General features: G+C 38.5%; 25 protein-coding genes. 21 read left to right on the forward strand and 4 right to left on the reverse strand.

Translation table 11 applies throughout. From position 1 onward, the window contains the following. Positions 1–42: 42 nt before the first annotated feature. Both spoIVB and spo0A read left to right on the forward strand, forming a co-directional pair. Complete coding sequence (gene spoIVB / locus ACOI1C_RS03970; protein WP_422508228.1) at positions 43–1,341, forward strand: SpoIVB peptidase; 1,299 nt, start codon at positions 43–45, stop codon at positions 1,339–1,341. A 388-nt stretch (positions 1,342–1,729) separates the two neighbouring features. Next, a complete protein-coding gene (gene spo0A / locus ACOI1C_RS03975) occupies positions 1,730–2,524 on the forward strand; it encodes a sporulation transcription factor Spo0A (protein WP_422508230.1) in 795 nt (264 codons plus the stop codon). Between the two features lie 113 nt (positions 2,525–2,637). Here the strand turns inward: spo0A and ACOI1C_RS03980 are convergent, their stop codons facing one another. Then, positions 2,638–2,775, reverse strand: a complete 138-nt coding sequence (locus ACOI1C_RS03980; RefSeq protein ID WP_422508232.1) for a YycC family protein — start codon at positions 2,773–2,775, stop codon at positions 2,638–2,640. A 99-nt stretch (positions 2,776–2,874) separates the two neighbouring features. On the opposite strand from ACOI1C_RS03980, the gene ACOI1C_RS03985 reads away from it, so the two are divergent. Next, the gene (locus tag ACOI1C_RS03985; protein ID WP_422508234.1) at positions 2,875–3,609 is read left to right on the forward strand and encodes a glycerophosphodiester phosphodiesterase; all 735 of its coding nucleotides are present in this window, start codon (positions 2,875–2,877) and stop codon (positions 3,607–3,609) included. Positions 3,610–3,704: 95 nt separating this feature from the next. Here ACOI1C_RS03985 and ACOI1C_RS03990 read toward each other — a convergent pair whose 3' ends face one another. Together ACOI1C_RS03990 and ACOI1C_RS03995 are read right to left on the reverse strand one after the other, a co-directional pair. Beyond that, positions 3,705–3,992 carry a hypothetical protein gene (locus ACOI1C_RS03990; protein WP_422508236.1) on the reverse strand — a complete coding sequence of 96 codons (288 nt, stop codon included), beginning with the start codon at positions 3,990–3,992 and terminating at the stop codon, positions 3,705–3,707. 101 nt (positions 3,993–4,093) lie between these two features. Continuing rightward, positions 4,094–4,333 carry a DUF2627 domain-containing protein gene (locus tag ACOI1C_RS03995; protein ID WP_422508238.1) on the reverse strand — a complete coding sequence of 80 codons (240 nt, stop codon included), beginning with the start codon at positions 4,331–4,333 and terminating at the stop codon, positions 4,094–4,096. 131 nt (positions 4,334–4,464) lie between these two features. Between ACOI1C_RS03995 and ACOI1C_RS04000 the strand changes: the two genes are divergently transcribed. The 17 genes from ACOI1C_RS04000 to ACOI1C_RS04080 all read left to right on the forward strand — a co-directional run bounded on the left by ACOI1C_RS04000 (position 4,465) and on the right by ACOI1C_RS04080 (position 24,923). Continuing rightward, positions 4,465–6,519, forward strand: coding sequence for a sigma 54-interacting transcriptional regulator (locus ACOI1C_RS04000; RefSeq protein ID WP_422508240.1), 2,055 nt, complete (start codon positions 4,465–4,467; stop codon positions 6,517–6,519). A 141-nt stretch (positions 6,520–6,660) separates the two neighbouring features. Beyond that, positions 6,661–7,563, forward strand: a complete 903-nt coding sequence (yqiS, locus tag ACOI1C_RS04005) for a phosphate butyryltransferase (protein WP_422508242.1) — start codon at positions 6,661–6,663, stop codon at positions 7,561–7,563. A gap of 30 nt (positions 7,564–7,593) precedes the next feature. Further along, positions 7,594–8,697 carry a branched-chain amino acid dehydrogenase gene (gene bcd, locus ACOI1C_RS04010; RefSeq protein WP_422508244.1) on the forward strand — a complete coding sequence of 368 codons (1,104 nt, stop codon included), beginning with the start codon at positions 7,594–7,596 and terminating at the stop codon, positions 8,695–8,697. 120 nt (positions 8,698–8,817) lie between these two features. Beyond that, on the forward strand, positions 8,818–9,927 hold the full coding sequence (gene buk, locus ACOI1C_RS04015) for a butyrate kinase (protein ID WP_422508246.1): 1,110 nt from the start codon (positions 8,818–8,820) through the stop codon (positions 9,925–9,927). Between the two features lie 21 nt (positions 9,928–9,948). Beyond that, positions 9,949–11,370, forward strand: a complete 1,422-nt coding sequence (lpdA, locus tag ACOI1C_RS04020; protein ID WP_422508248.1) for a dihydrolipoyl dehydrogenase — start codon at positions 9,949–9,951, stop codon at positions 11,368–11,370. 72 nt (positions 11,371–11,442) lie between these two features. Then, complete coding sequence (locus ACOI1C_RS04025) at positions 11,443–12,435, forward strand: thiamine pyrophosphate-dependent dehydrogenase E1 component subunit alpha (protein WP_422508250.1); 993 nt, start codon at positions 11,443–11,445, stop codon at positions 12,433–12,435. Between the two features lie 16 nt (positions 12,436–12,451). Further along, entirely contained in the window at positions 12,452–13,435 is a 984-nt protein-coding gene (locus tag ACOI1C_RS04030; protein WP_422508252.1) for an alpha-ketoacid dehydrogenase subunit beta, read from the forward strand. A 43-nt stretch (positions 13,436–13,478) separates the two neighbouring features. After that, complete coding sequence (locus ACOI1C_RS04035) at positions 13,479–14,777, forward strand: dihydrolipoamide acetyltransferase family protein (protein ID WP_422508254.1); 1,299 nt, start codon at positions 13,479–13,481, stop codon at positions 14,775–14,777. Positions 14,778–15,091: 314 nt separating this feature from the next. Next, a complete protein-coding gene (locus ACOI1C_RS04040) occupies positions 15,092–17,116 on the forward strand; it encodes a methylmalonyl-CoA mutase family protein (protein WP_422508256.1) in 2,025 nt (674 codons plus the stop codon). Beyond that, the gene (gene scpA / locus ACOI1C_RS04045) at positions 17,103–19,265 is read left to right on the forward strand and encodes a methylmalonyl-CoA mutase (RefSeq protein WP_422508258.1); all 2,163 of its coding nucleotides are present in this window, start codon (positions 17,103–17,105) and stop codon (positions 19,263–19,265) included. Before ACOI1C_RS04040 ends, scpA begins: the two co-directional genes overlap by 14 nt. Beyond that, positions 19,258–20,277: a methylmalonyl Co-A mutase-associated GTPase MeaB gene (gene meaB / locus ACOI1C_RS04050; protein ID WP_422508260.1), complete on the forward strand. Its 1,020-nt coding sequence runs from the start codon at positions 19,258–19,260 to the stop codon at positions 20,275–20,277. Before scpA ends, meaB begins: the two co-directional genes overlap by 8 nt. Positions 20,278–20,351: 74 nt before the next feature. After that, positions 20,352–20,789: a BrxA/BrxB family bacilliredoxin gene (locus ACOI1C_RS04055; protein WP_422508262.1), complete on the forward strand. Its 438-nt coding sequence runs from the start codon at positions 20,352–20,354 to the stop codon at positions 20,787–20,789. 352 nt (positions 20,790–21,141) lie between these two features. Then, complete coding sequence (locus ACOI1C_RS04060; RefSeq protein ID WP_422508264.1) at positions 21,142–21,933, forward strand: transporter substrate-binding domain-containing protein; 792 nt, start codon at positions 21,142–21,144, stop codon at positions 21,931–21,933. Between the two features lie 35 nt (positions 21,934–21,968). Then, positions 21,969–22,631, forward strand: coding sequence for an amino acid ABC transporter permease (locus tag ACOI1C_RS04065; RefSeq protein ID WP_422508266.1), 663 nt, complete (start codon positions 21,969–21,971; stop codon positions 22,629–22,631). Then, entirely contained in the window at positions 22,624–23,346 is a 723-nt protein-coding gene (locus ACOI1C_RS04070) for an amino acid ABC transporter ATP-binding protein (protein ID WP_422508268.1), read from the forward strand. The genes ACOI1C_RS04065 and ACOI1C_RS04070 overlap by 8 nt, the downstream gene beginning before the upstream one ends. Before the next feature lie 63 nt (positions 23,347–23,409). After that, positions 23,410–24,360: an aromatic acid exporter family protein gene (locus ACOI1C_RS04075; protein WP_422508270.1), complete on the forward strand. Its 951-nt coding sequence runs from the start codon at positions 23,410–23,412 to the stop codon at positions 24,358–24,360. A gap of 59 nt (positions 24,361–24,419) precedes the next feature. Continuing rightward, positions 24,420–24,923: a L,D-transpeptidase gene (locus ACOI1C_RS04080; RefSeq protein WP_422508757.1), complete on the forward strand. Its 504-nt coding sequence runs from the start codon at positions 24,420–24,422 to the stop codon at positions 24,921–24,923. Between the two features lie 78 nt (positions 24,924–25,001). On the opposite strand, the gene ACOI1C_RS04085 is transcribed toward ACOI1C_RS04080, so the two are convergent. After that, on the reverse strand, positions 25,002–25,163 hold the full coding sequence (locus ACOI1C_RS04085; protein WP_422508272.1) for a hypothetical protein: 162 nt from the start codon (positions 25,161–25,163) through the stop codon (positions 25,002–25,004). A 151-nt stretch (positions 25,164–25,314) separates the two neighbouring features. Between ACOI1C_RS04085 and ACOI1C_RS04090 the strand changes: the two genes are divergently transcribed. Continuing rightward, positions 25,315–26,229 carry an EamA family transporter gene (locus ACOI1C_RS04090; RefSeq protein ID WP_422508274.1) on the forward strand — a complete coding sequence of 305 codons (915 nt, stop codon included), beginning with the start codon at positions 25,315–25,317 and terminating at the stop codon, positions 26,227–26,229. The last annotated feature ends 1 nt before the right edge of the window (position 26,230 follow it).

The following is a 26,230-nucleotide window of genomic DNA, read 5'->3' on the forward strand; positions in this document are numbered from 1 at the left end:
CAATCAAGTGGTGTGGTGTGGGTAAGAGCGAGGAGAGAAAACATGACAGAAGACAAAATCAGAAAAATAATTGGCACAATTCTCCTTGTATTATTAGTTTCAATTGGATTTTCAAAATCACTTCAAAGATATGTCGAAATGCCGAAAGATGTTGTGTTGTTTGAGCATCAAAAAGAACATATAGCTATTCCTGTTAGTGCATCTGTAACGAGCTTTGCAAATGAATTGTATCATACGGAGCAAGGGAATGAAGATACGCTTTCAATTGAAGGGTTAGAGAGTGGACAAGGAGATATGATTGTTGAAATGGCTGGGTTTCCAATCAAAAAGGTGGATGTTAGAGTCCTTTCTGATTTTAAAGTGATTCCTGGTGGACAATCAATTGGTGTGAAACTGAATTCCCAAGGTGTTCTAGTAGTAGGTCACCATGAGATTGAAACGGAAAACGGTAAGCAGTCCCCTGGAGTTATTGCTGGTGTCCAAATAGGTGATATTATCAAGAAGATAAACAACTCACCTATAGAAAAAATGAGTGATGTTACTCCCTTTGTCCAAGGTGCTGGAAAAACAGGTGAACCTTTAAATTTAGTCATTGTTCGTAGCGAAAAAGAAATACAAACTAAACTCATTCCTCTAAAAGATAAGAATGAGCATTCCTATCGAATAGGGTTATACATCCGAGATTCAGCAGCAGGAATTGGGACCATGACTTTCTTTCATCCTGATTCAAAGAAATATGGTGCATTAGGTCATGTTATTTCAGACATGGATACAAAAATGCCGATTATTGTGGATGATGGGCAAATTATTCGGTCGACCGTCACATCTATACAAAAGGGTGCAAATGGAAGTCCTGGAGAAAAACACGCAAGATTTTCATCAGAAAAAGAAGTAATTGGAGATATTTCCAGAAATAGTCCATTTGGTATATTTGGAAAATTAACTAAGGGTATGCAGAATGGAATTATGGATAAAGGCATTCCAGTTTCTTTATCCAATCAAGTAAAAGAGGGTCCAGCCCAAATTTTAACAGTTGTTGATAATGATGAAGTTCAATTATTTGATATAGAAATTGTGAGCACCGTACCACAAAAGTTCCCAGCTACAAAAGGAATGGTAATAAAAGTTACAGACCCAGAGTTATTAGAGAAAACGGGTGGAATCGTACAAGGAATGAGTGGAAGTCCGATTATTCAAGAAGGAAAGCTAATCGGAGCAGTAACACATGTCTTCGTTAATGATCCTACCTCAGGCTATGGTGTCCATATTGAATGGATGTTAAATGAGGCAGGTTTAGATATATATGAACAGCGTGCAAAGGAAGAGCGAAAAGCGAGCTAAGACTGCTCGTTTCGCTCTTTTTTTTTTAGGAAATATAGTACAATTTAGCGGCTCTAAAGAATTTTCGACATTCAAAAAGAGAAAATGACATAATTCGTCGAAAACAGAAGGAAAATGGAGATTTTGATAGATATTAAAGGTTTTTTAAGATTTTTTTAATAAATTAGAGGAAATTTGATTGCATTGTCGAATTCTTCATTTAGAATAGAAATATAAAGTATTATTCTGTTAATAGTGCCCCTTGTACAAATCGGCCATTACTTTCACTTTTTACATAAGTGAGATGACATAAATACGATTTATAGGGTTTGATGGATGTATCAGCGATCAGTTTACTTATATCTACAAAATTTATAAGAACTGAAAAAGGTGCCTAGGAGGAAATATAGTGAAGAAAATTAAAGTTATGTTAGTCGATGACAACCGCGAGTTAATTGGGTTATTAGAGGATTATGTTTCTGCACAAGAAGATATGGAAGTGATCGGGGTTGCTTACAACGGCCAAGAGTGCTTAAACATATTAGAAAATAGAGATCCTGATGTATTAGTGCTTGATATTATTATGCCTCATGTTGATGGTTTAGCCGTTTTAGAAAAGATGCGTGAAATAAAGAAAGATAAACAACCTAACGTGATCATGTTAACAGCATTCGGTCAAGAAGATGTGACGAAGACTGCGGTAGATTTAGGTGCATCCTACTTTATTTTAAAACCATTTGATATGGAAAATCTAACAAGTCATATTCGTCAAGTTAGTGGAAATGGAATATCTCCAATTAAAAGACCTTCAACAAATACATACAGACATCATGATAATACTCCAAAACCTAGAAACTTAGATGCAAACATTACAAGCATTATCCATGAAATTGGTGTTCCAGCTCATATTAAAGGATACATGTATCTTCGTGAAGCCATCTCTATGGTCTACAACGATATTGAACTATTGGGATCCATTACAAAGGTGTTGTATCCTGACATTGCCAAAAAATTCAACACAACAGCAAGCCGTGTAGAGCGTGCAATTCGTCATGCCATTGAAGTAGCATGGAGCCGTGGAAACATCGACAGCATCTCGTCATTATTTGGTTATACAGTTTCAATGTCAAAAGCAAAACCAACTAATTCAGAATTCATTGCAATGGTAGCTGATAAGCTTCGTCTAGAGCATAAGGCTTCTTGAGAGGGTTAGGAGTTAAGGGGGATTTTACTACTTTTTAATAACTAGCTAAGGACTTGTAAAAACCCAATAAACTAATTAGTTTATTGGGTTTTTAGCATGTACATACTTGAATATCAATTCTCTTCTTTTTGTAATTCCATCATTTTTTTAATCAATATATGCTGTGGCATATGCATTATCTGTTCTAATGGTACACCTAGTTTTTCAGAAAGCATAATAGCTGTTTCGGCTGAAATTTGTAGTGGTTTCACGGTTACATCCCCTCCTACTAGAAAGAATAAAGCAAGAAGAGGAGTTTCTCAAGTAAAAGTGAGTGTAATAACAGAATTTGTAGAAAGGATGTGAAACAAATGACAAAAATTTTCGGTCACAGAGGTGCTGCCGGAACTCATCCAGAGAATACCATGATTTCTTTTCAAGAAGCAGAGAGAGTAGGGGCAGAAGGTATTGAGCTTGACGTTCAACTTTCAATGAATGACGAAGTGGTGGTCATACATGATGAAACATTAGATCGAACGACGACTGGAACCGGTTGGGTCAAGGACCATAGCTTAAAGCAGATTCGTTCTTATGATGCTAGTTACAAATTCCCTAATTATGGAGTATGTAAGGTTCCTTCTTTAGAGGAAGTTTTCAGCTGGTCACAGACAAACAATCTCATCATTAATGTTGAATTAAAGAATTCATCTGTTCCATATATTGGTCTAGAAGATAAGGTCATCGAACTCATCCGTCGATACCATTTCGAGAATCGTGTTGTCATTTCTTCCTTCAATCACTACAGTTTAGTCAAGTGTTTTGAGATTGCTCCTGAAATCGAGTTGGGAGTTTTATATAGTGAACGATTGTTTGAACCATGGGCTTATGCGAAAAAAATAGGGGCGACATCTATTCATCCAAATTTTCGATCGACCTCAAACTCAATCATAACGAGCTCTCAGCAAAACGGTATTGCGGTAAGACCCTATACGGTCAACAAGCAAAGAGAAATGGAAAGATTGCTGACGATTAATTGCTCCGCTTTTATAACAGATTATCCAGAAAAGGCACTAGCTTTAAGAGATAAATGTAGTTTGCAATTATAAGAATTAGTTCAAGGAAAATTAAGGATATAGAAAAAAGACCTATGGCCAATAGGTCTTTTTTTTCAACTAGTCTACGACCAAAGCGATCGCCATTTCTATTTTAGAAACATTGGAATGAACGAATTCTTCTTAGGTCTGTTCCGTAATAAAGCCAGCCAAACCTTCTCCAACGGAATCCAGCGATTGACTGTCCTCCTCGAGAAAAATGGAGGTGGTGTCGTTGGAAAACCACCTGGAAGACCAGGAAAGCCAGGTAACTGTCTTACGGGAAAGCCAGGATGATTATAGTTGCTTTGGTCATACTGAAAATCGAATTGCGATTGGTGAAAATCATCATAATCAAGTTCATCATAATAATTTGGAGAAAAATAATTATAATTCAAGTGTAAAACCCCTTTCTAGGTGAATTCATTCTGAAATATGTAAAAGACCTAGAAGGGTGTGCATTCATTTAATGGTGTTTTTAACATGTAGGGGAGTTGCTCTACTTTTTTTCAATCAATCGCTTTTGAATTTTATTTCTTTTTTTATCTCGACGAAAAATAAAACTACCGATTAAATACATTCCTCCAAAAAAGAAAGTCAATCCTATTAAAAATTGCATCCATAAAAAAGGAATGGGAGGCTGTAAAATGGCAAAGGTCATATCTCTGATAAGCTTGATTCCCAAAACAGCCAAAATAACGGGAATTAGAACGATGATTAGGGCGATGAAACGTTGCATAGTTAAAAATCCTTTCTATCATTATCTTTATCCATTATAGACCATCCTTTGACTAAAATGGAATTGTCAAATGGCCAACTTCAGTGTAAAATAGAGTTTGTGCAATAAATTGCAAGCAGGAGTGTCTAACTATGCAAAAAGTGTTGATTGTGGGTGCTGGAAAAGGTGGAACGACCATCTTAAAACTTCTGAGAGAAACTGAATTGATTCAAGTGCTAGCGATTGTTGATAGTAATCACTCTGCTCCTGGGATTACGTATGCAAAGTCTATTGGAATTCCAACAGGACATGACTGGCAAGGTTTTCTCACAAATGAATTAGATATTGTCATTGACACTACAGGTGACAATACTGTATTTAAAGAAATCCGTGAGAAGAAGAATAGTCACACCGTTCTAATTCCTGGTGCTGTTGCACATTCCCTATCCAAATTGATGGATGAGAAAGAGTCGTTAATTGTTGAGTTGATGAACCAATCTTATAAGCATGACTTAATTTTTAATTCCACACATGATGGTATGGTAGTTATTGATATTGATGAACATATTATCCTATTCAATCGAAGTGCTGAAAAGATGACGGGCAAAAAGAGCGAAGATGTATTGGGAGAAGCAGTAAGTAAGGTCATTCCTAACACACAATTGCCTAGAGTGCTACATAACCGAGAAGTCGAAAAGAATAAAGAGCTAATCCTTGATAATGGAAAGAAAATAATAACGACGCGAATTCCGATTGTTACAGAGACTGGAAAGCTACTTGGTGCGTTTGCGGTCTTTAAGGATATTACTGAAGTAGTAGATCTTGCTGAAGAATTAACAGACTTACGAGAAATACAAATCATGCTTGAAGCCATCATTTTGTCATCAGAAGAGGCCATTTCAGTTGTGGATGAGGATGGTAAAGGAATCTTAATTAACCCTGCCTATACTAGGCTAACTGGTTTAACGAAGCTTGATGTTGTAGGAAAGCCTGCAACGGCCGATATTTCTGAAGGTGAGAGTATGCATATGCAGGTTCTTCAAACAAGAAGACCTGTTAGAGGGGTTCGAATGAAGGTTGGCCCTCATCACCGTGATGTTATTGTGAACGTCGCACCTATTATTGTGGATGGAAGAATAAAAGGCAGTGTTGGAGTCATTCATGATGTATCCGAAATTCAATCCTTAACAAATGAATTGAAGCGAGCCAGACAAATCATTCGCACACTAGAAGCTAAATATTCCTTTGATGATATTATTGGGGATTCTGAAGAGATGAATTTTGCGATTGAGCAAGCAAAACTAGGTGCCAAGACACCTGCGACGGTCATGTTACGTGGTGAATCAGGTACTGGTAAAGAATTATTTGCCCACGCCATTCATAATGGAAGTGACCGTAAGTACAATAAGTTTATCCGAGTGAATTGTGCAGCGATAACTGAGTCGTTATTAGAGAGTGAACTATTTGGGTATGAAGAAGGAGCTTTCTCTGGAGCGAAACGCGGTGGAAAAAGAGGCTTTTTTGAGGAATCACATAATGGTAGTATTTTCCTTGATGAAATTGGTGAGCTTTCGGCCAATATGCAAGCAAAGCTATTACGTGTCCTACAGGAACATGAAATTGTGAGGGTAGGAGGGACGAAGCCTATTCCAATTAATGTGCGTGTTATTGCAGCAACAAACGCGAATTTAGAAAAAGGGATTGCGAATGGAACATTCCGAGAAGATCTATATTATCGATTAAATCGTCTACCCATTCATATACCACCGTTACGACAACGAAAACAAGACATCCCGGAATTATGCTATCATCTACTTCAAAAAATTAATCGGGATTATGGACGAATGATAGAGGAAATATCAAGTTCGGCATTAACTTATCTAGCTTCCTATGATTGGCCCGGTAATGTAAGAGAGCTGGAAAATATTTTAGGAAGAGCTGTCATTTATATGAAATATACGGAAAATAAAATTGACTTAACTCATATTTCTAAATTAGAAAAGGAAGGGCAAACTAAGTCTGACTCAGTAATGGGTATTATAAAGTTAAAGCCTTTGTCCGAAGTGGTTGAAGAATATGAAGCAAAAGTGCTAAATGAAGTGCTGAAACAAAATAAAGGAAACAAAACTATTACAGCACAACAATTATGTATTTCGTTACGTAGTTTATATTATAAACTTGAGAAATATGGAATTATGCAGAAATAGGCATGCAAATATTTGCACAGTTTGCAGATATCTGCAAACGAAGACCGATAAATAAAGCGTTTTCATAAAATAAAAGTTGGCATGATTCTTGCATAAATATATAGGTGTGTGAATTTTACTAAAAGGGGGTTGAAGTCAGCCATGAAGCTAGAAACACTCTTAGAAACTGCAACCCAATATCCTGGTAAAGTTGTTGCTGTTGCAGCTGCTGAGGATGAAGAAGTAATAGAAGCAGTAGCCCTTGCAATAGAAAGGAAAATAGCTTCTTTTCACCTTTATGGGAATGAGGTAGAGATTCGAAGATTACTTTCAAAAAGAGGTATTGAGAAGCAAAGTCCTATAAAGGTTTTTCATGCTAATACAAAGGAACGGGCAGCCGAGCTAGCTGTTAAGGCGGTAAGCACAAGAGATGCAGACGTCCTCATGAAAGGAAACCTTTCCACCTCAACTATTTTAAAAGCGGTTTTAAATAAGGAATATGGTCTTCGAACCGGTCGCATTTTGTCTCATGTCGCAGTTTTTGAGATACCAGGGTTCGAACGGTACACAATTGTTACGGATGCTGCTATGAATATTGCACCAGAATTGAAAGAGAAGGCACAAATTGTTCAAAATGCAGTGGATGTTGCGAGGTCAATTGGTATTGACATGCCAAAGGTAGCAGCAATCACAGCTATTGAAATCATTAACCCAGATATGAAAGCAACTCTTGATGCCGCGGCACTCACACAAATGCAAGCTCGTGGTCAAATTACAAACTGCATCGTTGATGGGCCTTTAGCGTTAGATAATGCCGTTTCATTTGAAGCAGCAGAGCATAAAGGAATTACAAGTGTTGTAGCAGGACAAGCTGATATTCTTTTAGTACCTACTATTGAAGTTGGAAATGTATTATATAAATCTCTTATTTATTTTGCGAAAGCTAAAGTTGGTGCCATTATTGCTGGTGCTAAAGCTCCAATTGTGTTGACATCAAGAGCTGACACAGCAGAGAGTAAATTATACTCTCTTGCACTTGCAGTCTGCTCTGTTTGTAATAAATAACTTGGAATGGAAAATGGGGAGGAATTATAGATGGAACTTTTTAAATATATGGAAACGTATGATTACGAGCAATTAGTATTATGTCAGGATAAGGAATCAGGATTAAAGGCAATTATTTGTATACATGATACAACACTAGGTCCGGCTTTAGGTGGAACACGTATGTGGACATACGAGTCAGAAGAAGCAGCCATAGAGGATGCCCTTCGCTTAGCGAAAGGTATGACCTATAAAAATGCAGCTGCTGGTTTGAATCTTGGTGGCGGGAAAACGGTTATCATCGGTGACCCACGCAAGGACAAGAATGAAGCTATGTTCCGTGCATTTGGTCGTTTTATCCAAGGTTTAAACGGTCGTTATATTACGGCTGAAGATGTAGGAACAACTGTAGCAGATATGGACTTAATTCATGAGGAAACCGATTATGTAACAGGAATTTCTCCTGCTTTTGGTTCATCAGGTAATCCGTCTCCTGTTACAGCTTATGGAGTTTATCGTGGAATGAAAGCTGCAGCAAAGGAAGCATTTGGCACGGATTCACTTGAGGGTAAAGTGATTGCTGTTCAAGGGGTAGGAAATGTAGCCTACAACTTATGTCGTCACCTTCATGAAGAGGGTGCTCAGCTAATCGTAACAGATATCAATAAAGAAGCCGTTGCAAGAGCGGTTGAAGACTTCGGTGCAAAAGCAGTAGATATCCATGAGATCTACTCTGTAGAATGTGATATTTATGCACCATGTGCTTTAGGGGCCACAATCAATGATGATACGATACCTCTTTTAAAAGCTAAGGTTGTAGCAGGTGCTGCTAACAACCAATTAAAAGAACCACGCCACGGAGATATGTTACATGAAATGGGTATCGTTTATGCACCTGATTATGTCATTAACGCTGGTGGGGTTATTAACGTAGCTGACGAATTATATGGTTATAACCACGATCGTGCGATGAAAAAGGTTGAAAGCCTTTACGATAATATCGAACAAGTCATTAATATTTCTAAACGTGACGGTATTCCTACCTATGTAGCAGCTGATCGTTTAGCAGAAGAAAGAATTAACACAATGAAAAATTCAAGAAGCCAATTTTTACAAAACGGGCGCCATATATTAAGTCGTCGTAGTGGTAAATAAGTAAATTAACAACCTAGATCAGAGGTAGAACCTGAGGTGTGGGAGGCTAAAAACAACATGGAATGAATCATCATCCCACCTCTCACCTCACACAACTCCTCTAAAATGGAGGTTTGAACATTGCAAGAAAATGAATACCGCATTCTCGTTATAAACCCTGGCTCAACTTCCACTAAAATCGGAGTATTCTCAAATGAGGTTTCAATCTTTGAGAAGACAATCCGTCATGAAGCAGAAATGATTTCTTCATTTTCAACGATAATTGATCAATATGAATTCAGAAAAAAGACAATATTAGAAGCCTTAGACCATGAAGGGATTAACATCTCAAAACTCAGTGCAGTTTGTGGTCGAGGTGGATTATTGCGTCCAATTGAGGGCGGTACGTATGATGTCAACGACCAAATGCTAAAGGATTTAAGAAAAGGTTATGCTGGACAGCATGCATCTAATCTTGGCGGTATTATTGCTTATGAAATTGCAACAGGGCTAAACATACCTTCTTTTATTGTGGATCCAGTTGTCGTGGATGAATTAGATGACATTGCTAGAATATCAGGTGTACCCGAAATTGAACGCAAAAGTATATTCCATGCACTTAATCAAAAGGCTGTTTCCCGTCGTGTGGCAAAGGACTTAGGCAAACGATATGATGAGCTAAATCTCATTGTGACTCATATGGGCGGGGGTATTACAGTCGGTGTCCATAAAAATGGCCGAGTCATTGATGTGAACAATGGTCTACACGGTGATGGTCCATTCAGTCCTGAACGTGCAGGTACAGTTCCAGCAGGAGATTTAGTGGCCCTTTGTTTCTCAGGTGAATATTATCGCGATGAAATTATGAAGAAATTAGTTGGGCAAGGTGGACTAGTAGGCTACTTAGATACAAATGATGCAGTCCAAGTGGAGAAGATGATAGCTGCTGGGGATGAGAAGGCAAAGTTAGTCTATGATGCAATGGCCTATCAGGTAGCTAAGGAAATTGGATCTGCGGCGGCGGCACTGTCTGGTAAGGTTGATGCCATTATTCTTACTGGTGGACTCGCTTATGGGAAAGAATTTGTTCGCACCATAACTGACCGTGTGAAATGGATTGCGGATGTAGTCGTTCAACCGGGTGAAAACGAATTACAAGCCTTAACTGAAGGTGCACTTCGTGTTTTAAAAGGCGAAGAAAAAGCAAAGTTATATCCAGGGGCAGGAATAAATGAAGCCTTAAAAGTGTAAAGGTGAGAGGAGAATTTAACTATGGCAACAGAGTATGATTTAGTCGTCCTTGGAGGCGGAACGGGTGGATATGTAGCAGCTATTCGTGCTTCCCAGCTCGGTCTAACAGTAGCAATCGTAGAAAAAGGAAAGCTAGGCGGTACATGCCTGCACAAAGGATGTATCCCGAGTAAAGCACTTCTTCGTAGTGCAGACGTATTTGCAACAATGAAAAAAGGTGAAGAATTTGGAGTAATAGTAAAAGATGTTGCTTTAGACTTCTCCAAGGTACAGCTAAGAAAATCTAAAATTGTTGACCAACTTCACAAAGGTGTTCAACATCTAATGAAGCAAGGGAAAATTGATGTATATGAAGGACTTGGACGTATATTAGGTCCATCCATTTTCTCTCCGATGCCAGGTACGATTTCGGTAGAAATGAATAACGGGGAAGAAAACCAAATGCTCATCCCTAAAAATGTTGTGGTTGCGACAGGCTCACGTCCAAGAACGCTGCCAGGTCTTGAGTTAGATGGAGAAGTTATCTTATCTTCAGACGAGGCACTCGAACTCGAAAAACTACCAAACTCGCTCATTATTGTCGGTGGAGGAGTAATTGGTATAGAGTGGGCTTCAATGATGGCTGATTTTGGTGTAGAAGTTACCGTTCTTGAATATGCAGATCGTATTATTCCAACAGAAGACCGTGAAATATCAAAAGAAATGCAACGCATCATGAAGAAAAAAGGTGTCAAAATCATTACAAGTGCGAAGGTTTTACCAGAAACCCTTAAAAAAGGGAATGGTGTCACTATTTCAGCAGAACACAAGGGTGAACAAAAGGTATTTGCCGCTGATCTGATTCTTGTTTCGGTCGGTCGCCAAGCAAATGTAGAGGGTATTGGCCTTAATAATACGGAAATTCAAGTAGAAAAAGGCTTTATTGCAGTTAATCAAAACTACCAAACAAAAGAATCTCATATTTATGCAATTGGTGATGTCATCGGTGGTTTACAGCTCGCTCATGTTGCCTCACATGAAGGGATATCAGCTGTTGAACATATTGCAGGTGAGAAAACACATCCAGTTGATCCATCACTAGTAGCGAAATGTATTTACAGTAACCCAGAGGCTGCAAGTGTAGGTTATACGGAGGAAGAAGCAAAAGAAAAAGGATTTAAAGTAAAAACAGGCAAGTTCTCTTTCAAAGCAATTGGAAAAGCATTAATATTTGGTGAATCGGATGGGTTTGTTAAACTAGTTGTCGATGAAGATACAGATGATCTACTTGGAGTTCATATGATTGGACCTCACGTTACAGATATGATTTCTGAAGCTGCACTTGCTAAAGTATTGGATGCAACACCATGGGAAATTGCCCGAACCATTCATCCACATCCAACCTTATCAGAAGCAATTGGTGAAGCTGCTCTAGCAGTTGAAGGAAGAGCCATTCATTCTTAAATTGAAAAGATCGGGGAGGCAAGGGAACAAGCTGCCTTCTCCTACTACATGAAAAATATAGGGGGTAAAAACATGGCTGAAAATCGTCATCAAGCATTAGGTTTAAGTGATGAAACTGTTATAGAAATGTATGAAACAATGCTGTTAGCTCGAAAGGTTGACGAGCGTATGTGGTTATTAAACCGTGCTGGTAAAATTCCATTTGTTATATCATGCCAAGGTCAAGAAGCTGCTCAAGTTGGTGCGGCCTTCGCTTTAGACCGTGAAAAAGATTATGTGTTGCCTTACTACCGAGATATGGGTGTCGTTATCGCATTTGGTATGACCTCACGTGAATTAATGCTATCAGGCTTTGCAAAAGCAGAAGACCCTAACTCAGGTGGACGTCAAATGCCAGGTCACTTTGGACAAAAGAAGAATCGTATTGTAACAGGTTCTTCCCCAGTTACAACTCAGGTTCCACATGCTGTAGGAATTGCGTTAGGTGGTCGTTTAGAAGGGAAAGACCTTGTATCTTTTGTGACGTTCGGTGAAGGTTCATCAAATCAAGGTGATTTCCATGAAGGGGCAAACTACGCAGCTGTACATAAATTACCAGTCATTTTTATGTGTGAGAACAATAAATATGCCATTTCAGTTCCTTATGAAAAGCAAGTTGCCTGTGAAAAGATATCTGATCGGGCAATAGGCTACGGTATGCCAGGTGTAACGGTAGATGGTAACGATATTCTGGAAGTTTACAGAGTAGTAAAAGAAGCAGCAGACCGTGGTCGTCGTGGTGAAGGTCCAACTCTTGTCGAAACGATTTCGTACCGTTTAACCGCTCACTCAAGTGATGATGATGACCGTATTTATCGTACGAAGGAAGAAGTTGACGAAGCAAAGAAAAAGGATGGATTATTTGCTTTTGAGCTTTATTTAAGAGAATTAGGTCTTCTTACAGACGAAAAATATAATGAGATTCAAGAACGTTTCAAAAAAGAAATAGAAGAAGCGACAGACTACGCGGAAAATGCTCCATACGCAGAGCCAGAATATGCACTAAAGCATGTATATGCTGAGTAAGTGAGGGGGAAAAAATATGCCAGTTATTTCATATATTGATGCAGTTACAATGGCCATTCGTGAAGAGATGGAAAGAGATTCAAAAGTATTTATTTTAGGTGAAGATGTTGGACTAAAAGGTGGCGTTTTTAAAGCAACGCACGGCCTATATGACCAGTTTGGGGAAGATCGAGTAATCGATACTCCTTTAGCAGAATCAGCAATTGCTGGTGTCGCAATTGGTGCAGCCATGTACGGAATGAGACCAATTGCTGAAATGCAATTTGCTGATTTCATTATGCCGGCTGTGAATCAAATTATTTCGGAAGCAGCAAAAATCCGCTACCGTTCTAACAATGATTGGTCTTGTCCATTAGTAGTTCGAGCCCCTTATGGTGGTGGTGTTCACGGAGCGCTATACCACTCCCAATCTGTTGAAGCCATATTTGCCAATCAGCCTGGACTAAAGATTGTGATGCCTTCTACACCTTATGATGTAAAAGGACTATTAAAAGCGGCAATTCGTGATGATGATCCTGTTCTATTCTTTGAACACAAACGTGCTTATCGTCTAATCAAAGGGGAAGTCCCAACAGATGACTATGTACTTCCTATTGGTAAAGCAGACGTTAAACGCGAGGGTGAAGATGTAACCGTTATTACATACGGTCTATGTGTCCATTTTGCTCTTCAAGCGGCAGAAAAGCTAGCGAGTGATGGAGTTTCAGTTCATGTACTAGACTTACGTACTGTCTATCCATTAGATAAAGAAGCGATTATTGAAGCGGCTTCAAAGACTGGTAAGGTACTTCTTTTAACAGAGGACACGAAAGAGGGAAGCATTATGGGTGAAGTTTCGGCCATCATTGCTGAAAACTGCCTATTTGAACTTGATGCTCCAATTAAACGCTTATCAGGACCAGATGTTCCGGCTATGCCTTATGCTCCAACCATGGAAAAATACTTTATGATTAACCCAGACAAAGTAGAAAAAGCATTGAGAGAGCTTGCTGAATTTTAAACATAAATGAGTTCAATTGAAGTAAAAAGGAGGTTGTTTCATTTTGGGTATTGAAAAGATTACGATGCCACAGCTGGGAGAAAGTGTAACAGAAGGTACGATTAGTAAATGGCTCGTGTCACCTGGGGATAAGGTCAATAAATATGACCCATTAGCAGAAGTCATGACAGATAAAGTAAATGCAGAGGTTCCTTCATCGTTTGCGGGAACAATTAAAGAATTGATTGCAGGTGAAGACGAAACCTTACCAGTAGGTGCTGTGATTTGTACAATTGAGGTGGAAGGTGGAGAAACTCAGGTAACTTCCGAAGTTAAAAAGGTGGAAACCGTGTCTATAGCTTCAGCTCCAACTTCTACTGAAACAGATACAGATCAACCAAATAAGCGTCGTTACTCTCCTGCAGTCTTGCGTTTAGCACAGGAGAATAACGTTGATCTTGAGCAACTATCAGGTACTGGTGCAGGTGGCCGTATTACACGTAAGGATATTCAGCAAGTGATTGAATCTGGTGTAATTCCAACAGCTCAGGTTAAACAGGAAATGGAAGTACCTGCAGCAAGTGTAAAAGTTGAAGAGCTTAAAGTGAGTCAAGTCGCTATTTCGGCTGCGAAACCAGCAGCAGTTGCAGTTTCGGCTCCTGGTGATATCGAAATACCAGTAACAGGCATCCGAAAAGCAATCGCAGCGAATATGCTTCGCAGTAAGCATGAAGCGCCACATGCATGGACAATGGTTGAAGTGGATGTCACAAACCTTGTGAATTACAGAAATTCATTAAAGAATGAATTTAAGAAGACAGAAGGGTTTAACCTTACATTCTTTGCGTTCTTCGTAAAAGCTGTTGCACAAGCTTTAAAAGAGTATCCACAAATCAACTCAATGTGGGCTGGAGATAAGATTATTCAGAAGAAAGATATCAATATCTCGATTGCTGTTGCAACAGAAGATGCGTTATATGTTCCAGTTATCAAAAATGCGGATGAAAAAACGATAAAAGGAATTGCTCGTGAAATTACGGAGCTTGCAGGAAAAGTACGTACAGGTAAGTTAAAGTCAGATGAGATGCAAGGTGGAACATTCACCGTGAACAATACGGGTTCATTTGGTTCTGTTCAATCGATGGGAATTATCAATTTCCCTCAAGCAGCTATTTTACAGGTGGAGTCGATCGTAAAACGCCCAGTCGTCATGAATGGTAACATGATTGCCGTTCGCGATATGGTAAACCTTTGCCTATCTCTTGACCACCGTGTACTAGACGGTCTAGTTTGTGGACGTTTCCTTGCAAGAGTAAAGGAAATATTAGAAAATACGTCAAAAGAAAATACATCTGTATACTAATTCATAAAAAAAGGCAGCTCTTCTTTTCGTGAAGAGCTGTTTTTTTGCTGTCAAGAATTCATAAATGGTAGAATTTCCACCGTCCAAGCAGTCTCTGAAGAGGGCTTGGCATGAGATATTAGCTATTTTCCATATATATTAGTCGGTTTTAACCTTTCATTAGTTATTATCCAAACTATTCCAATCTAACTAACACCAAAATTGAGTCTTCTCATTGTACAACTTCCCTATTTATACTACTATTAAATTATGAAATGTTCCTACATAACAAGAAAATAGAAACTGTAAGCGTTTCCGCACAAGGGGGATGAACCATGACAAAAAAACAATCAACTAACAATTGGTTTGCAGATTTAGAAAAGTTTTCGATTCCTTCTTATGAAGAGTGGGAGCAAGTAGCCATTTCTTCGTTAAAAGGAAAACCAATCGAAAAGTTAAATACTAGCACCTATGAGGGAATCACTTTAAAACCAGTTTATACTTCATCAGGTGCCAGGCATAAACAACCACAAAGTACAAAGCAACATTTAGATGATAATTGCTGGGATATCTGCCAAGAAATCTACGCTACAACAGCTAAAGAGGCGATTGTTTTGGTTAAACAAGCTATTGAGCTTGGACAAACTAGCGTGAACTTACAATTAAGAACACAGGACACACCACGAGGGTTGAAAATAAATAATAAAAGCGAACTATTTCAACTTCTCGATACGATTCCATTAGAGAAAGTAAAATTATTTATCAATACTAGGTTACAACAAAGTTTATTTATCTCAGCACTATCAATGTATCAACAAAATAGCTCAACTCCATTAGAAGGGGTCGTAGGGAGTGACCCTATTGCTGAATGGGTGTTAAAAGGTCAGTTACCACGTGAGTTACCTACTTACTATGATGAAATGTCTGCCATTCTAAAAGAGTACAGAGAAACTTGTCCAGGTATTAAAACGATCCTTGTACAAAGCCATCCCTATCATAACGGTGGAGCTAATGCTGTCCAGGAACTAGCTTATACCTTATCAGTAGCTATCGAGTATGTTAGTCAATGCTTAGAAAGAGGTATATCCATTGATGAAGTAGCTCCACAATTTGCTTTTTCCTTTTCTGTTGGTTCCAATTTATTTATGGAGATTGCCAAGCTTAGAGCAGCGAACTATTTATGGGCTTCTATAGTGAATGAATTTGGAGGAAACAAGAAATCACAAAAAATATGGATGCATGCAAAAACTTCATCTACAACGAAAACAAAGCTAGATCCTTACGTAAATATGCTGAGATCTACTGGGGAATCTTTTGCAGCTGTAATTGGAGGAGCTAATAGCATTCATACATCTACATTTGATGAAGCCTTCCAATCAGCCACACCTTTTTCAGAGAGAAATGCTAGAAATATTCAATCTATCTTAATGAAAGAAGCTCACCTAAGTAGAGTCATCGACCCTTCTAGTGGTTCATGGTATGTAGAGAACCTGACGAAAGAACTGGCAGAGAAGGCTTGGGAGCAAATTCAAATTATTGAAAAAAAGGGCGGAATAACGAAAGCTTTACGAGAGAATTTTGTACAAGATGAAATTAAGAAATCAAGGGATATTCGTTTTGATAAAATGGATCATCGAAAAGAAAGAATGGTCGGAGTGAATATGTATGCAAACATAGTTGAAGAAGAAATTATCTCGGCCGAAAATCAAGTTTCGACATTGGAAAGTAATGTAGAAAGTTCAAGACCGTCTAATTTGCAACTCGACCCCTTACAATCAGATTATTTTGCACGTATTAAAGATGAACTTAGCAAAGGTACAGATTTTTTAAGTATACAAGAAGCTATAAAGGGCTCGACTCAAGAACAATCCATTGAATCCATTTTAACAATCAGATGGTCGATGAAGGTTGAATATTTACGAGACAATGCTAGTCGCTATTCTAAGAACACTGGAGAAAAATTGGCGGTACACATAATTAATCTTGGTGATATGGTCCAACTTAAACCAAGAATTGATTTTATTCAAGGATTCTTCGAGGTTGGTGGTTTCCATGTCACACAAAGTACAAGCACTTTTTCGATGGAGGAGATAAAGGGAGAATTAAAAACTCGCCGAGAACAAGTATTTGTTATTTGTGGTCAAGACGAAACGTTTTCAGAGATTGGTCGTGACGTCATAGAATTGGTTAAAGGTATACATCCAGCCTGCCACTTATTTATTGCTGGGAAGCTTTCCTCAGAAACACTAAAGGTGTTTCAACGTGCGGGTCTAAATGATTGTATTCATATGGATACAAATTGCTTTGAATTAGTAGTAAAACTGCAAAGCAAAATGGAGGGATTACATGAAAAAGCCTAACTTTGCAAACATCCCTTTTGAAAACTTGACCTTTCATTCAGAAAATAAAGAAACACATAAAACCTTTGAAACAAATGAAAAAATAGATATCAAAAGTACCTATTCACAGGATGACACCAAGGATCTGCCTTTTCTTGATTATATGCCAGGGATCGCACCTTTTACTCGTGGACCATATCCTACGATGTATGTGACTCGTCCTTGGACAGTCCGTCAATATGCGGGCTTTTCAACTGCCGAAGAAAGTAACGCCTTTTATCGCCGAAATCTTGCTGCCGGACAAAAAGGGCTCTCTGTTGCCTTTGATCTCGCCACCCATAGAGGATATGACTCTGATCATCCTCGCGTTGTGGGAGATGTGGGTAAGGCAGGAGTAGCCATAGATTCGATCCTAGATATGAAAATATTATTTGATTCGATTCCACTCGACGAGATGTCTGTTTCGATGACAATGAATGGTGCTGTTTTGCCAATCATGGCCTTTTATATTGTGACCGCAGAGGAACAAGGTGTTCCACAGCATAAATTAACAGGTACCATTCAAAATGATATCTTAAAAGAATATATGGTCCGTAATACGTACATTTACCCACCTGAAACATCCATGAGAATTATCGCCGATATTTTTGAATATACGTCTAAAAATATGCCGAAATTCAATTCTATCAGTATATCGGGATATCATATGCAAGAGGCAGGGGCAACTGCTGACTTGGAGCTTGCCTATACACTTGCAGATGGTCTTGAATACGTTAGAACCGGGTTAAAAGCCGGAATCGATATTGATTCCTTTGCCCCGCGTTTATCCTTTTTCTGGGCAATTGGCATGAATTATTTCATGGAAGTAGCTAAAATGAGAGCAGCAAGGCTTCTATGGGCAAAGCTAATAGAGCCATTTGATCCTAAAAACGAGAAGTCTTTAGCACTACGTACACATTCTCAAACTTCTGGATGGAGCTTAACAGAGCAAGACCCGTTCAACAATGTAGCTAGAACATGTATTGAAGCACTTGCCGCAACTCTAGGACATACACAATCTCTGCATACAAACGCTCTTGATGAAGCAATCGCATTACCAACGGACTTTTCTGCTCGAATTGCGAGAAACACACAGCTATACCTGCAAGATGAAACAGGTATCAGCCATGTTATTGACCCTTGGGGTGGCTCTTATTATGTTGAGTCTCTAACCGCTTCATTAGTGGAACGAGCATGGGAGCATATTCAGGAAATAGAAGAGCTTGGTGGGATGGCGAAAGCAATAGAAACTGGGTTACCAAAAATGAGGATAGAAGAAGCAGCAGCCAAAAAACAAGCCCATATTGATTCAGGAAAAGAAGTGATCATTGGGGTTAATAAATATCGTTTAGAAAAAGAAGAGGCAATTGAAACGTTAGATATTGATAATACAGTCGTAAGGCAAAAGCAAATTGAGCGGTTACAGGAGTTAAAGTCAAATCGTGACGAGCAAAAAGTAGCGAATGCTCTTGAAGCCATTACCAAAGCAACAGAAACTGGTGAGGGAAATCTTTTAGAATTATCGGTTGAAGCCGCAAGAGTAAGAGCAACACTCGGCGAAATTTCAGATGCAATTGAAAAAGTGGCAAAGAGACATATTGCAATCATTAGATCGATTAGTGGAGTGTATGGTGCAGAATATTCGAATGAAGAGGAAATTCAAAGAGTAAAGAAAAAAACCGACGATTTCTCAGAGTTAGAGGGAAGAAGGCCACGAATCTTAATTGCAAAGATGGGCCAGGATGGACATGACCGGGGAGCGAAAGTAATTGCGACTGCCTTTGCAGATTTAGGCTTTGACGTAGACATTGGTCCACTATTTCAAACGCCAGAAGAAACAGCACTACAGGCAGTAGAAAACGATGTACATGTAATAGGAATGAGTTCCCTTGCTGCGGGACACAAGACCTTGCTTCCTCAATTGATGGATTCCTTAAGAGAACATGACCGCGAGGATATTGTTGTGATTATAGGGGGAGTGATTCCAGCAAAGGATTACGATTATCTCCTAAGTCATGGAGCTTCAGCTGTATTCGGACCAGGTACGGTCATTCCAATTGCAGCAGAGCAAGTCTTACAAGAGATTTCCCGGAGATTAGGCTATGAAAATGTGGTGGATTTAAATGAATGAAAGGAACAACAAGCTTCCGCTAAGAAAAGAGAGAAGTATTGACGAACTAGCGGGAGGAATCCTTCATCGTAATCGAGCCATATTGGCTCAAGCCATTACATTGATCGAAAGCAATGCTTCTAAGCATTTTGAGAAGGGTCAAGAGCTAATTAACCACATTATTCCCTACACAGGTAATTCCTTACGAATTGGAATAACTGGCGTTCCAGGCGCAGGAAAAAGCACATTTATTGAAGCCTTCGGATCGTACTTATGTGAGTTAGGACACCGTGTAGCTGTATTGGCAGTTGACCCGTCAAGCAGTGTAACAGGTGGAAGTATACTTGGAGATAAAACGAGAATGGATCGCTTATCTAGGAACACGAGTGCATTCGTCAGACCTTCTCCCACCTCTGGGACATTAGGTGGCGTGACCAGAAAAACTAGAGAATCCATTCTTTTATGTGAAGCAGCAGGATATGATGTCATCATAGTTGAAACAGTCGGAGTAGGACAAAGTGAAGTAGCTGTCAAAAGTATGGTTGATATTTTTGTTTTACTTGCCCTGACCGGTGCAGGGGACGAACTTCAAGGGATGAAGAAGGGAATTATGGAACTTGTTGATTTACTTGTCATTAATAAAGCTGATGGTGACAACGAGAAAAAAGCTTTAAAAGCGAAAGAAGAGTTTGAACGAATTCTTCACTTTCTCAGGCCTTCAACAAAGGGTTGGACCTCAAGAGCCTTAGCATGTTCTTCCTTACTTGAAGTAGGTATTGATAAGGTGTGGGAAACAATAAGAGAGTATGAACAACTTACGATGAAACAAGGCTCATTTCAGGAAAATAGAGATGCCCAAATGAAGAACTGGTTCTATTCTCTAATTAGAAATCAGTTAGAGGAAAACTTTTTTTCAAATCCTTATGTAAAAACCCAGCTACCCATTTTGGAAACTGAAGTCATGAAGGGAAACTATACGGCAAGTCTTGGGGTAAAGAAATTCTTTCAACAATTTGAAGAGCAAGGAAAGTAATGATAAGCGTGTTATTTGAATATAGTAACAAGGATTGATAAAATAGAAACAGCTATAAAAGGGAGGATCCAAGAATGTCTATGAATTTCAATTTTTTTATAAATGATGTTGTGATACAAGCGCGAGAAGATATGGTTCAAGCAGGTTACACACAGCTTACAACTCCAGAAGAGGTTGACGGAGCACTAGGGAAAAAGGGAACGACATTAGTGATGATTAATTCAGTTTGTGGATGTGCGGGTGGGATTGCACGCCCAGCGGCTAGCCATTCTGTTCATTATGATAAGCGTCCAGATCATCTAGTTACGGTGTTTGCAGGACAAGATAAAGAAGCAACAGCGCAAGCACGTTCTTTCTTTGAGGGATATCCACCATCATCACCTTCCTTCGCTCTATTAAAAGACGGAAAGATCCAAATGATGATTGAGCGTCATGAAATTGAAGGGTACGATGCAATGCAGGTCATTCAAAAATTACAAGATGCTTTTGAACAATATTGTGAGGAAATGTAAACTTGGCCCACAGAAAAAATTCTGTGGTTTTTTTTATTTTTTCAATGTAAACGATTTCAAAATTATTCAAAACAATACAGAGAATAATGATTTCCACAAGTCTAACAAGTAGTTGGCATTAATAAACTATCAATAGAATCAAGTATTTATAATGAAAATTGCTTTTCTATAATAATATTGTTTCATAATCCGAATTAATAAATATGAAAGGTATTGCATAAATATAAGTATGTGTTAAAATACATATTGTTGAATATCTATACATTTAAAAGAGATGCTTGATATTCTTTATACATTAATTCATAATATTTATTAAATTACAAAAACAATTATTATTTTAGGGGGAAAACAAATGAAGGTTTCAAAATTAGTACTTGGAGTTATTATTTCTATACTTATGATTGGTGTTTTAGCCGCTTGTGGAACGGGGGGAAGTTCAGAAGGAACTAACGGAGAGGGAGAAAAGAAGACACTTGTAATGGCTACGTCTGCTGACTATCCACCTTATGAATCTGTGGATACGGCAACAAATGAAATTGTCGGGTTTGACGTTGATATTGCTAAATACATTACTAAAGAGCTAGGGTATGAGCTTGAAGTGAAAGATATGGACTTTACAACCTTGATCACCGCAATGAATGCAGGGAAAGCGGACTTTATCCTTGCGGGAATGACTCCTGATGATGACCGAAGAAAGAATGCTGACTTCTCTGATATCTACTTTACAGCAAAGCATTTAATAGTTTCTAAGAAGGATAGTGGAATTAAAACGATTGAAGACCTAAAAGGGAAAACAGTAGGTGTACAAACAGGTTCTATTCAAGAGGGTGAAGCAGAGAAAATTGCTAAAACTGTCGAAATTAAGACTGAAACACGTAATCGAGTACCTGATCTAGTACAAGAAATTTTGGCTGGTCGCTTTGATGCGGCTATCATTGAAGATACAGTAGCAGTCGGTCATTTTAAAAACAACTCAGAATTAGTTGGATTTGAAATTGAAGAAGCTGACGGTGAAGCTGGTTCTGCAATCGCATTTAATAAAGGTAGTGAACTCACAGAAGAATTTAATAGAGTTCTGAACGAAATGAAGGAAAATGGTGAGCTAGAGAAATTGGTTGTAAAATGGTTCGGTGGAGAAGAGTAAAAACGAATAGATACTAGAGGGGAATGGAAAAGGGCATGAATCTTAACTTTACTCAAAATCTCGTGCCCTTTATCCCTTATATTGTTCAAGGGATATGGGTCACACTAAGCATTGTTGCCTTAGCTGCAATAGTAGGTTTTATCCTAGCTATTGTACTGGCACTCTTTAAAATTAGTCATATTAAAGCTTTGAATTGGTTCGCAGATGCGTACACCTCATTATTTAGAGGAACTCCATTAATCCTACAATTATTAATCATTTACTTTGGTTTACCACAAGTTACTGGTTTTGAAATACCAGCATTTGCTGCTGCTGTAGCGGCCTTTGCTTTAAACTCGGGAGCCTATATTTCTGAAGTGATCCGTGCAGGTATACTAGCTGTTGATAAAGGTCAAAAGGAAGCAGCTATGGCATTAGGTGTTCCATATAAAAAAATGATGTGGGATATTGTTATGCCGCAAGCGTTCAAAAATATTCTCCCAGCACTTATGAATGAATTCATTACATTAACGAAGGAATCGGCTATCGTTTCGGTCATTGGTACAGGAGATCTCATGAGAAGATCACAGATTGTCGGTGGACAAACCTATGCTTTCTTTGAGCCAATGTTATTTGTTGGTCTTATCTACTACTTACTAGTTCTCATCTTAACAATGGTTGGCAAGCTAGTTGAGAGGAGGATGAGGCAAAGTGATTAAGGTTCAAGGTTTAAATAAATCGTTTGGTAAGTTAGAAGTATTAAAGGATATATCAACCGAAATCAAACAAGGTGATGTTGTTGCCATTGTAGGACCTTCAGGTTCTGGAAAATCGACCTTTTTACGCTGTATGAATTTACTAGAAGTGCCTACTAGTGGACATGTTTGGATCGGTAACGATGAAGTCACTAATTCCAAAACTGACATTAATCAAGTTCGCCAAAATGTCGGGATGGTGTTTCAACACTTTCATCTATTCCCTCATATGACAGTACTTGAAAATCTTACGTATGCTCCAATGAACGTAAAAGGCTTAACAAAATCAGAAGCAGATAAAGTTGCTCATGATCTTCTGGAAAAAGTAGGCTTGTCAGAAAAAGTAGATGAATTTCCCACACGATTATCTGGTGGTCAAAAGCAGCGTGTGGCCATTGCTCGTGCACTAGCGATGTCACCACAAGTGATGCTTTTTGATGAACCCACCTCAGCACTTGATCCTGAGATGGTCAAAGAAGTGTTAGATGTCATGAAGTCGCTCGCTCATACGGGTATGACGATGGCGATTGTAACTCATGAAATGGGCTTTGCTCGTGAAGTTGCGGACCGTGTCTTATTTCTAGATGAAGGCAGGCTAGTAGAGGATGCTCCACCTAGCGAGTTCTTTTCAACACCAAAGAGTAAGCGTGCGAAAGAATTTTTGGAAAAAATGCTATAATAAGAAATGGTGATCATATGATCACCATTTTTTTACGTTCATTTTAAAGGAGATTTTTTACATATGTTTAGAATAGGATTTCGAACTATAAAAACAGCTCTAGGTGTAACGATTGCGATTTGGATTGCTCAATTATTGAACCTTGAACATTATTCATCAGCAGGAATTATTACCATACTCTGCATTCAGGTGACCAAAAAGAAATCCCTTCTAACTTCATGGGCTAGGTTTTTTGCATGTACCCTTGCCATGTTATTTTCAATCGTTTTTTTTGAACTTCTAGGATATACCCCATTAACAATTGGAATACTGATTTTGCTATTTATTCCAACCGCTGTTTATTTTAAAGTTCAAGAAGGAATTGTATCGAGCAGTGTCATTATTCTTCACTTATTTAATGACGGTAAATATTCTAATGCCATCATATTAAACGAGTTCGGATTAATTATCATCGGTATTGGTGTTGCATTGGTTATGAATTTATATATGCCAAGTGTGGATGTTCAGTTAAAGAAATACCAAGTTGAAATAGAACGAAATTTTAGTGTCATTTTTAAGGAGCTTGCTCAATTTTTAAGACGTAAAGATTCAGATTGGGATGGTAATGAAATTACGAGTGTTCACGAAGTACTTCAAAAAGCAAAAAGTTTAGCCTTCCGAGATGTACAAAATCATTTTTTGAGACATGAGAATGTGTACTATTCCTATTTTAAAATAAGAGAGCAACAGCTGGAAATTATTGAAAGAATTTTACCGCTTGTGACATCCTTAAATCATTCATGTGAGCAGGAGGAATTACTTGCTGTTTTTATTGAGGATATCAGTAATTCTATCCATCCAGGGAATACGGCAAAGCGATTTTTAGAAAAAATAGACGAGCTAAAAGACGACTTTAGAGAAATGGAACTACCTAAGACCCGTGAGGAATTCGAAGCAAGGGCTTCACTATTTCAATTATTAAAGGAAATGGAACAATATTTAGTCATAAAAAGCTATTTTCGCCCAAATCTATGAATGAGAACATTCCTCCCGTTTTAAACTAAGTCAAGATGAATTAAGGGGTGAAGAAGTTGATACCATTTATTCTATCCATTCTTTTGACGGTCTCTCCCATTTGGCCACTTGGACCCAATCCAATGGTGGGTGATCCTTATTTAATCGTTAATAAACAAAGCAATCAAATTGCTTATATAGACCACGGAGAAATTCAAGGGATTTATGATGTAGCTACAGGGGTAACGAGCGAGCTAACACCTGAAGGAGAATTTTCAATCGTGATAAAAGCAGTGGATCCTTATTATCGTAGGAAAAATATAAATGGGGGATCTAAGGAAAATCCACTTGGCACTAGGTGGATGGGGTTTGATGCTGCAGGAACCGATGGTAGGATATATGGTGTCCACGGCAATAATAACCCTGCTTCGATTGGACATTATGTGACTCAAGGCTGTGTACGGATGAAAAATGAGGAAATCGAGTTGCTGTATAGTCAGATACCTATTGGGACTAAAATAAAGATTACGAGTACAGGTGAATCATTTGAAGTGTTGGCAAGGGAAGCGGGAGCCATAAATTAGATTATTATCCCTTTTCCAAGTTGGGAAAAAGAGGGAAAAAGAAATAACTAAAAAAGAGCTTGAAAATCAAGCTCTTTTTTAGTTATCCCTTCCAGTTGCTCCTGGTGATTTGTCCGTATCCGAATTGTTATTATAGTCAGGGTCATTAGAAGCTTGCTTGTGTGGTTTATCACTTCCAAGATACGATGATTTGTGTTCTTTTTGTAGTTTATTGAATTTCTCGAAATCCTGATTCACCATGATTGTAGTCTCCTTTTTTTGTACTCATGTTAGTTTTACCTTAAATTCGAAAAAAAATTTCTTTTAATTAGACATAAATTTCTGATAAATTATAAGAGTAGAGATGACGGACCGTCATACATATCGATTTTGACTTAGGAGAAGTGGGGAAATGCAGCCGTCAGTAGCGATTCAGCCTAACCAGAGAGTACATGGAGTAGCTCTAGTTTTAATGGCAGCAACATTATGGGGTGTATCGGGAACGATTGCCCAATATTTATTTCAAGAAAAGGCTTTTAATGCAGGATGGCTCGTTGTTGTCAGGCTTTTAGCAGCTGGTCTACTCATGCTGTTACTTTCATATCCGAAGAACAAAGATAAAATTTGGAGTGTCTGGAGAAATAAAAAGGATCGCATACAGATCATAATATTTAGTCTATTTGGTATGTTAGCCGTTCAATATACTTATTTTGAAGCCATCGAGTTAAGTAATGCTGCAACAGCTACAGTACTACAGTATCTAGGTCCAGTTCTGATTTTGGGATTTATGGTCATTAAGTCAAAACGCCTTCCTACATACAATGAGCTATTAGTAATCTTTTTAGCGGTAGTAGGAACGTTTCTACTTGTAACAAATGGAAGCTTAGGTTCCTTATCCATTTCTGGTTGGGGACTGTTTTGGGGGATTTCTTCAGCCTTCGCCTTAGCTTTTTACACATTGTATCCATCCCAGCTCATACAAAAATGGGGGACAATGGTTGTGGTGGGCTGGGCCATGTTCATTGGAGGAGTTTCGCTTAGTTTTGTTCATGCTCCTTGGGATATACAAGCTTCATGGGGGTTGACCTCGGTGATGGCGATCATATTTATTATTATTTTAGGAACCTTGATTCCTTTTTATTGCTTCCTTGAAAGCATGAGGTATATTTCAGCATCAGAGGCAAGCACACTATCTTGTACAGAGCCATTATCAGCAGCAATTATTTCCGTTGTCTGGTTACACGTTTCGTTTGGAGTTGTCCAGTGGATCGGGACAATTTTTATTGTATCAACAATTTTTTTAATCTCGAGATGGAAGAGTAATTAAA

This window comes from Bacillus sp. DJP31 (assembly GCF_049310945.1).
GTDB lineage: Bacteria > Bacillota > Bacilli > Bacillales > SA4 > Bacillus_BS.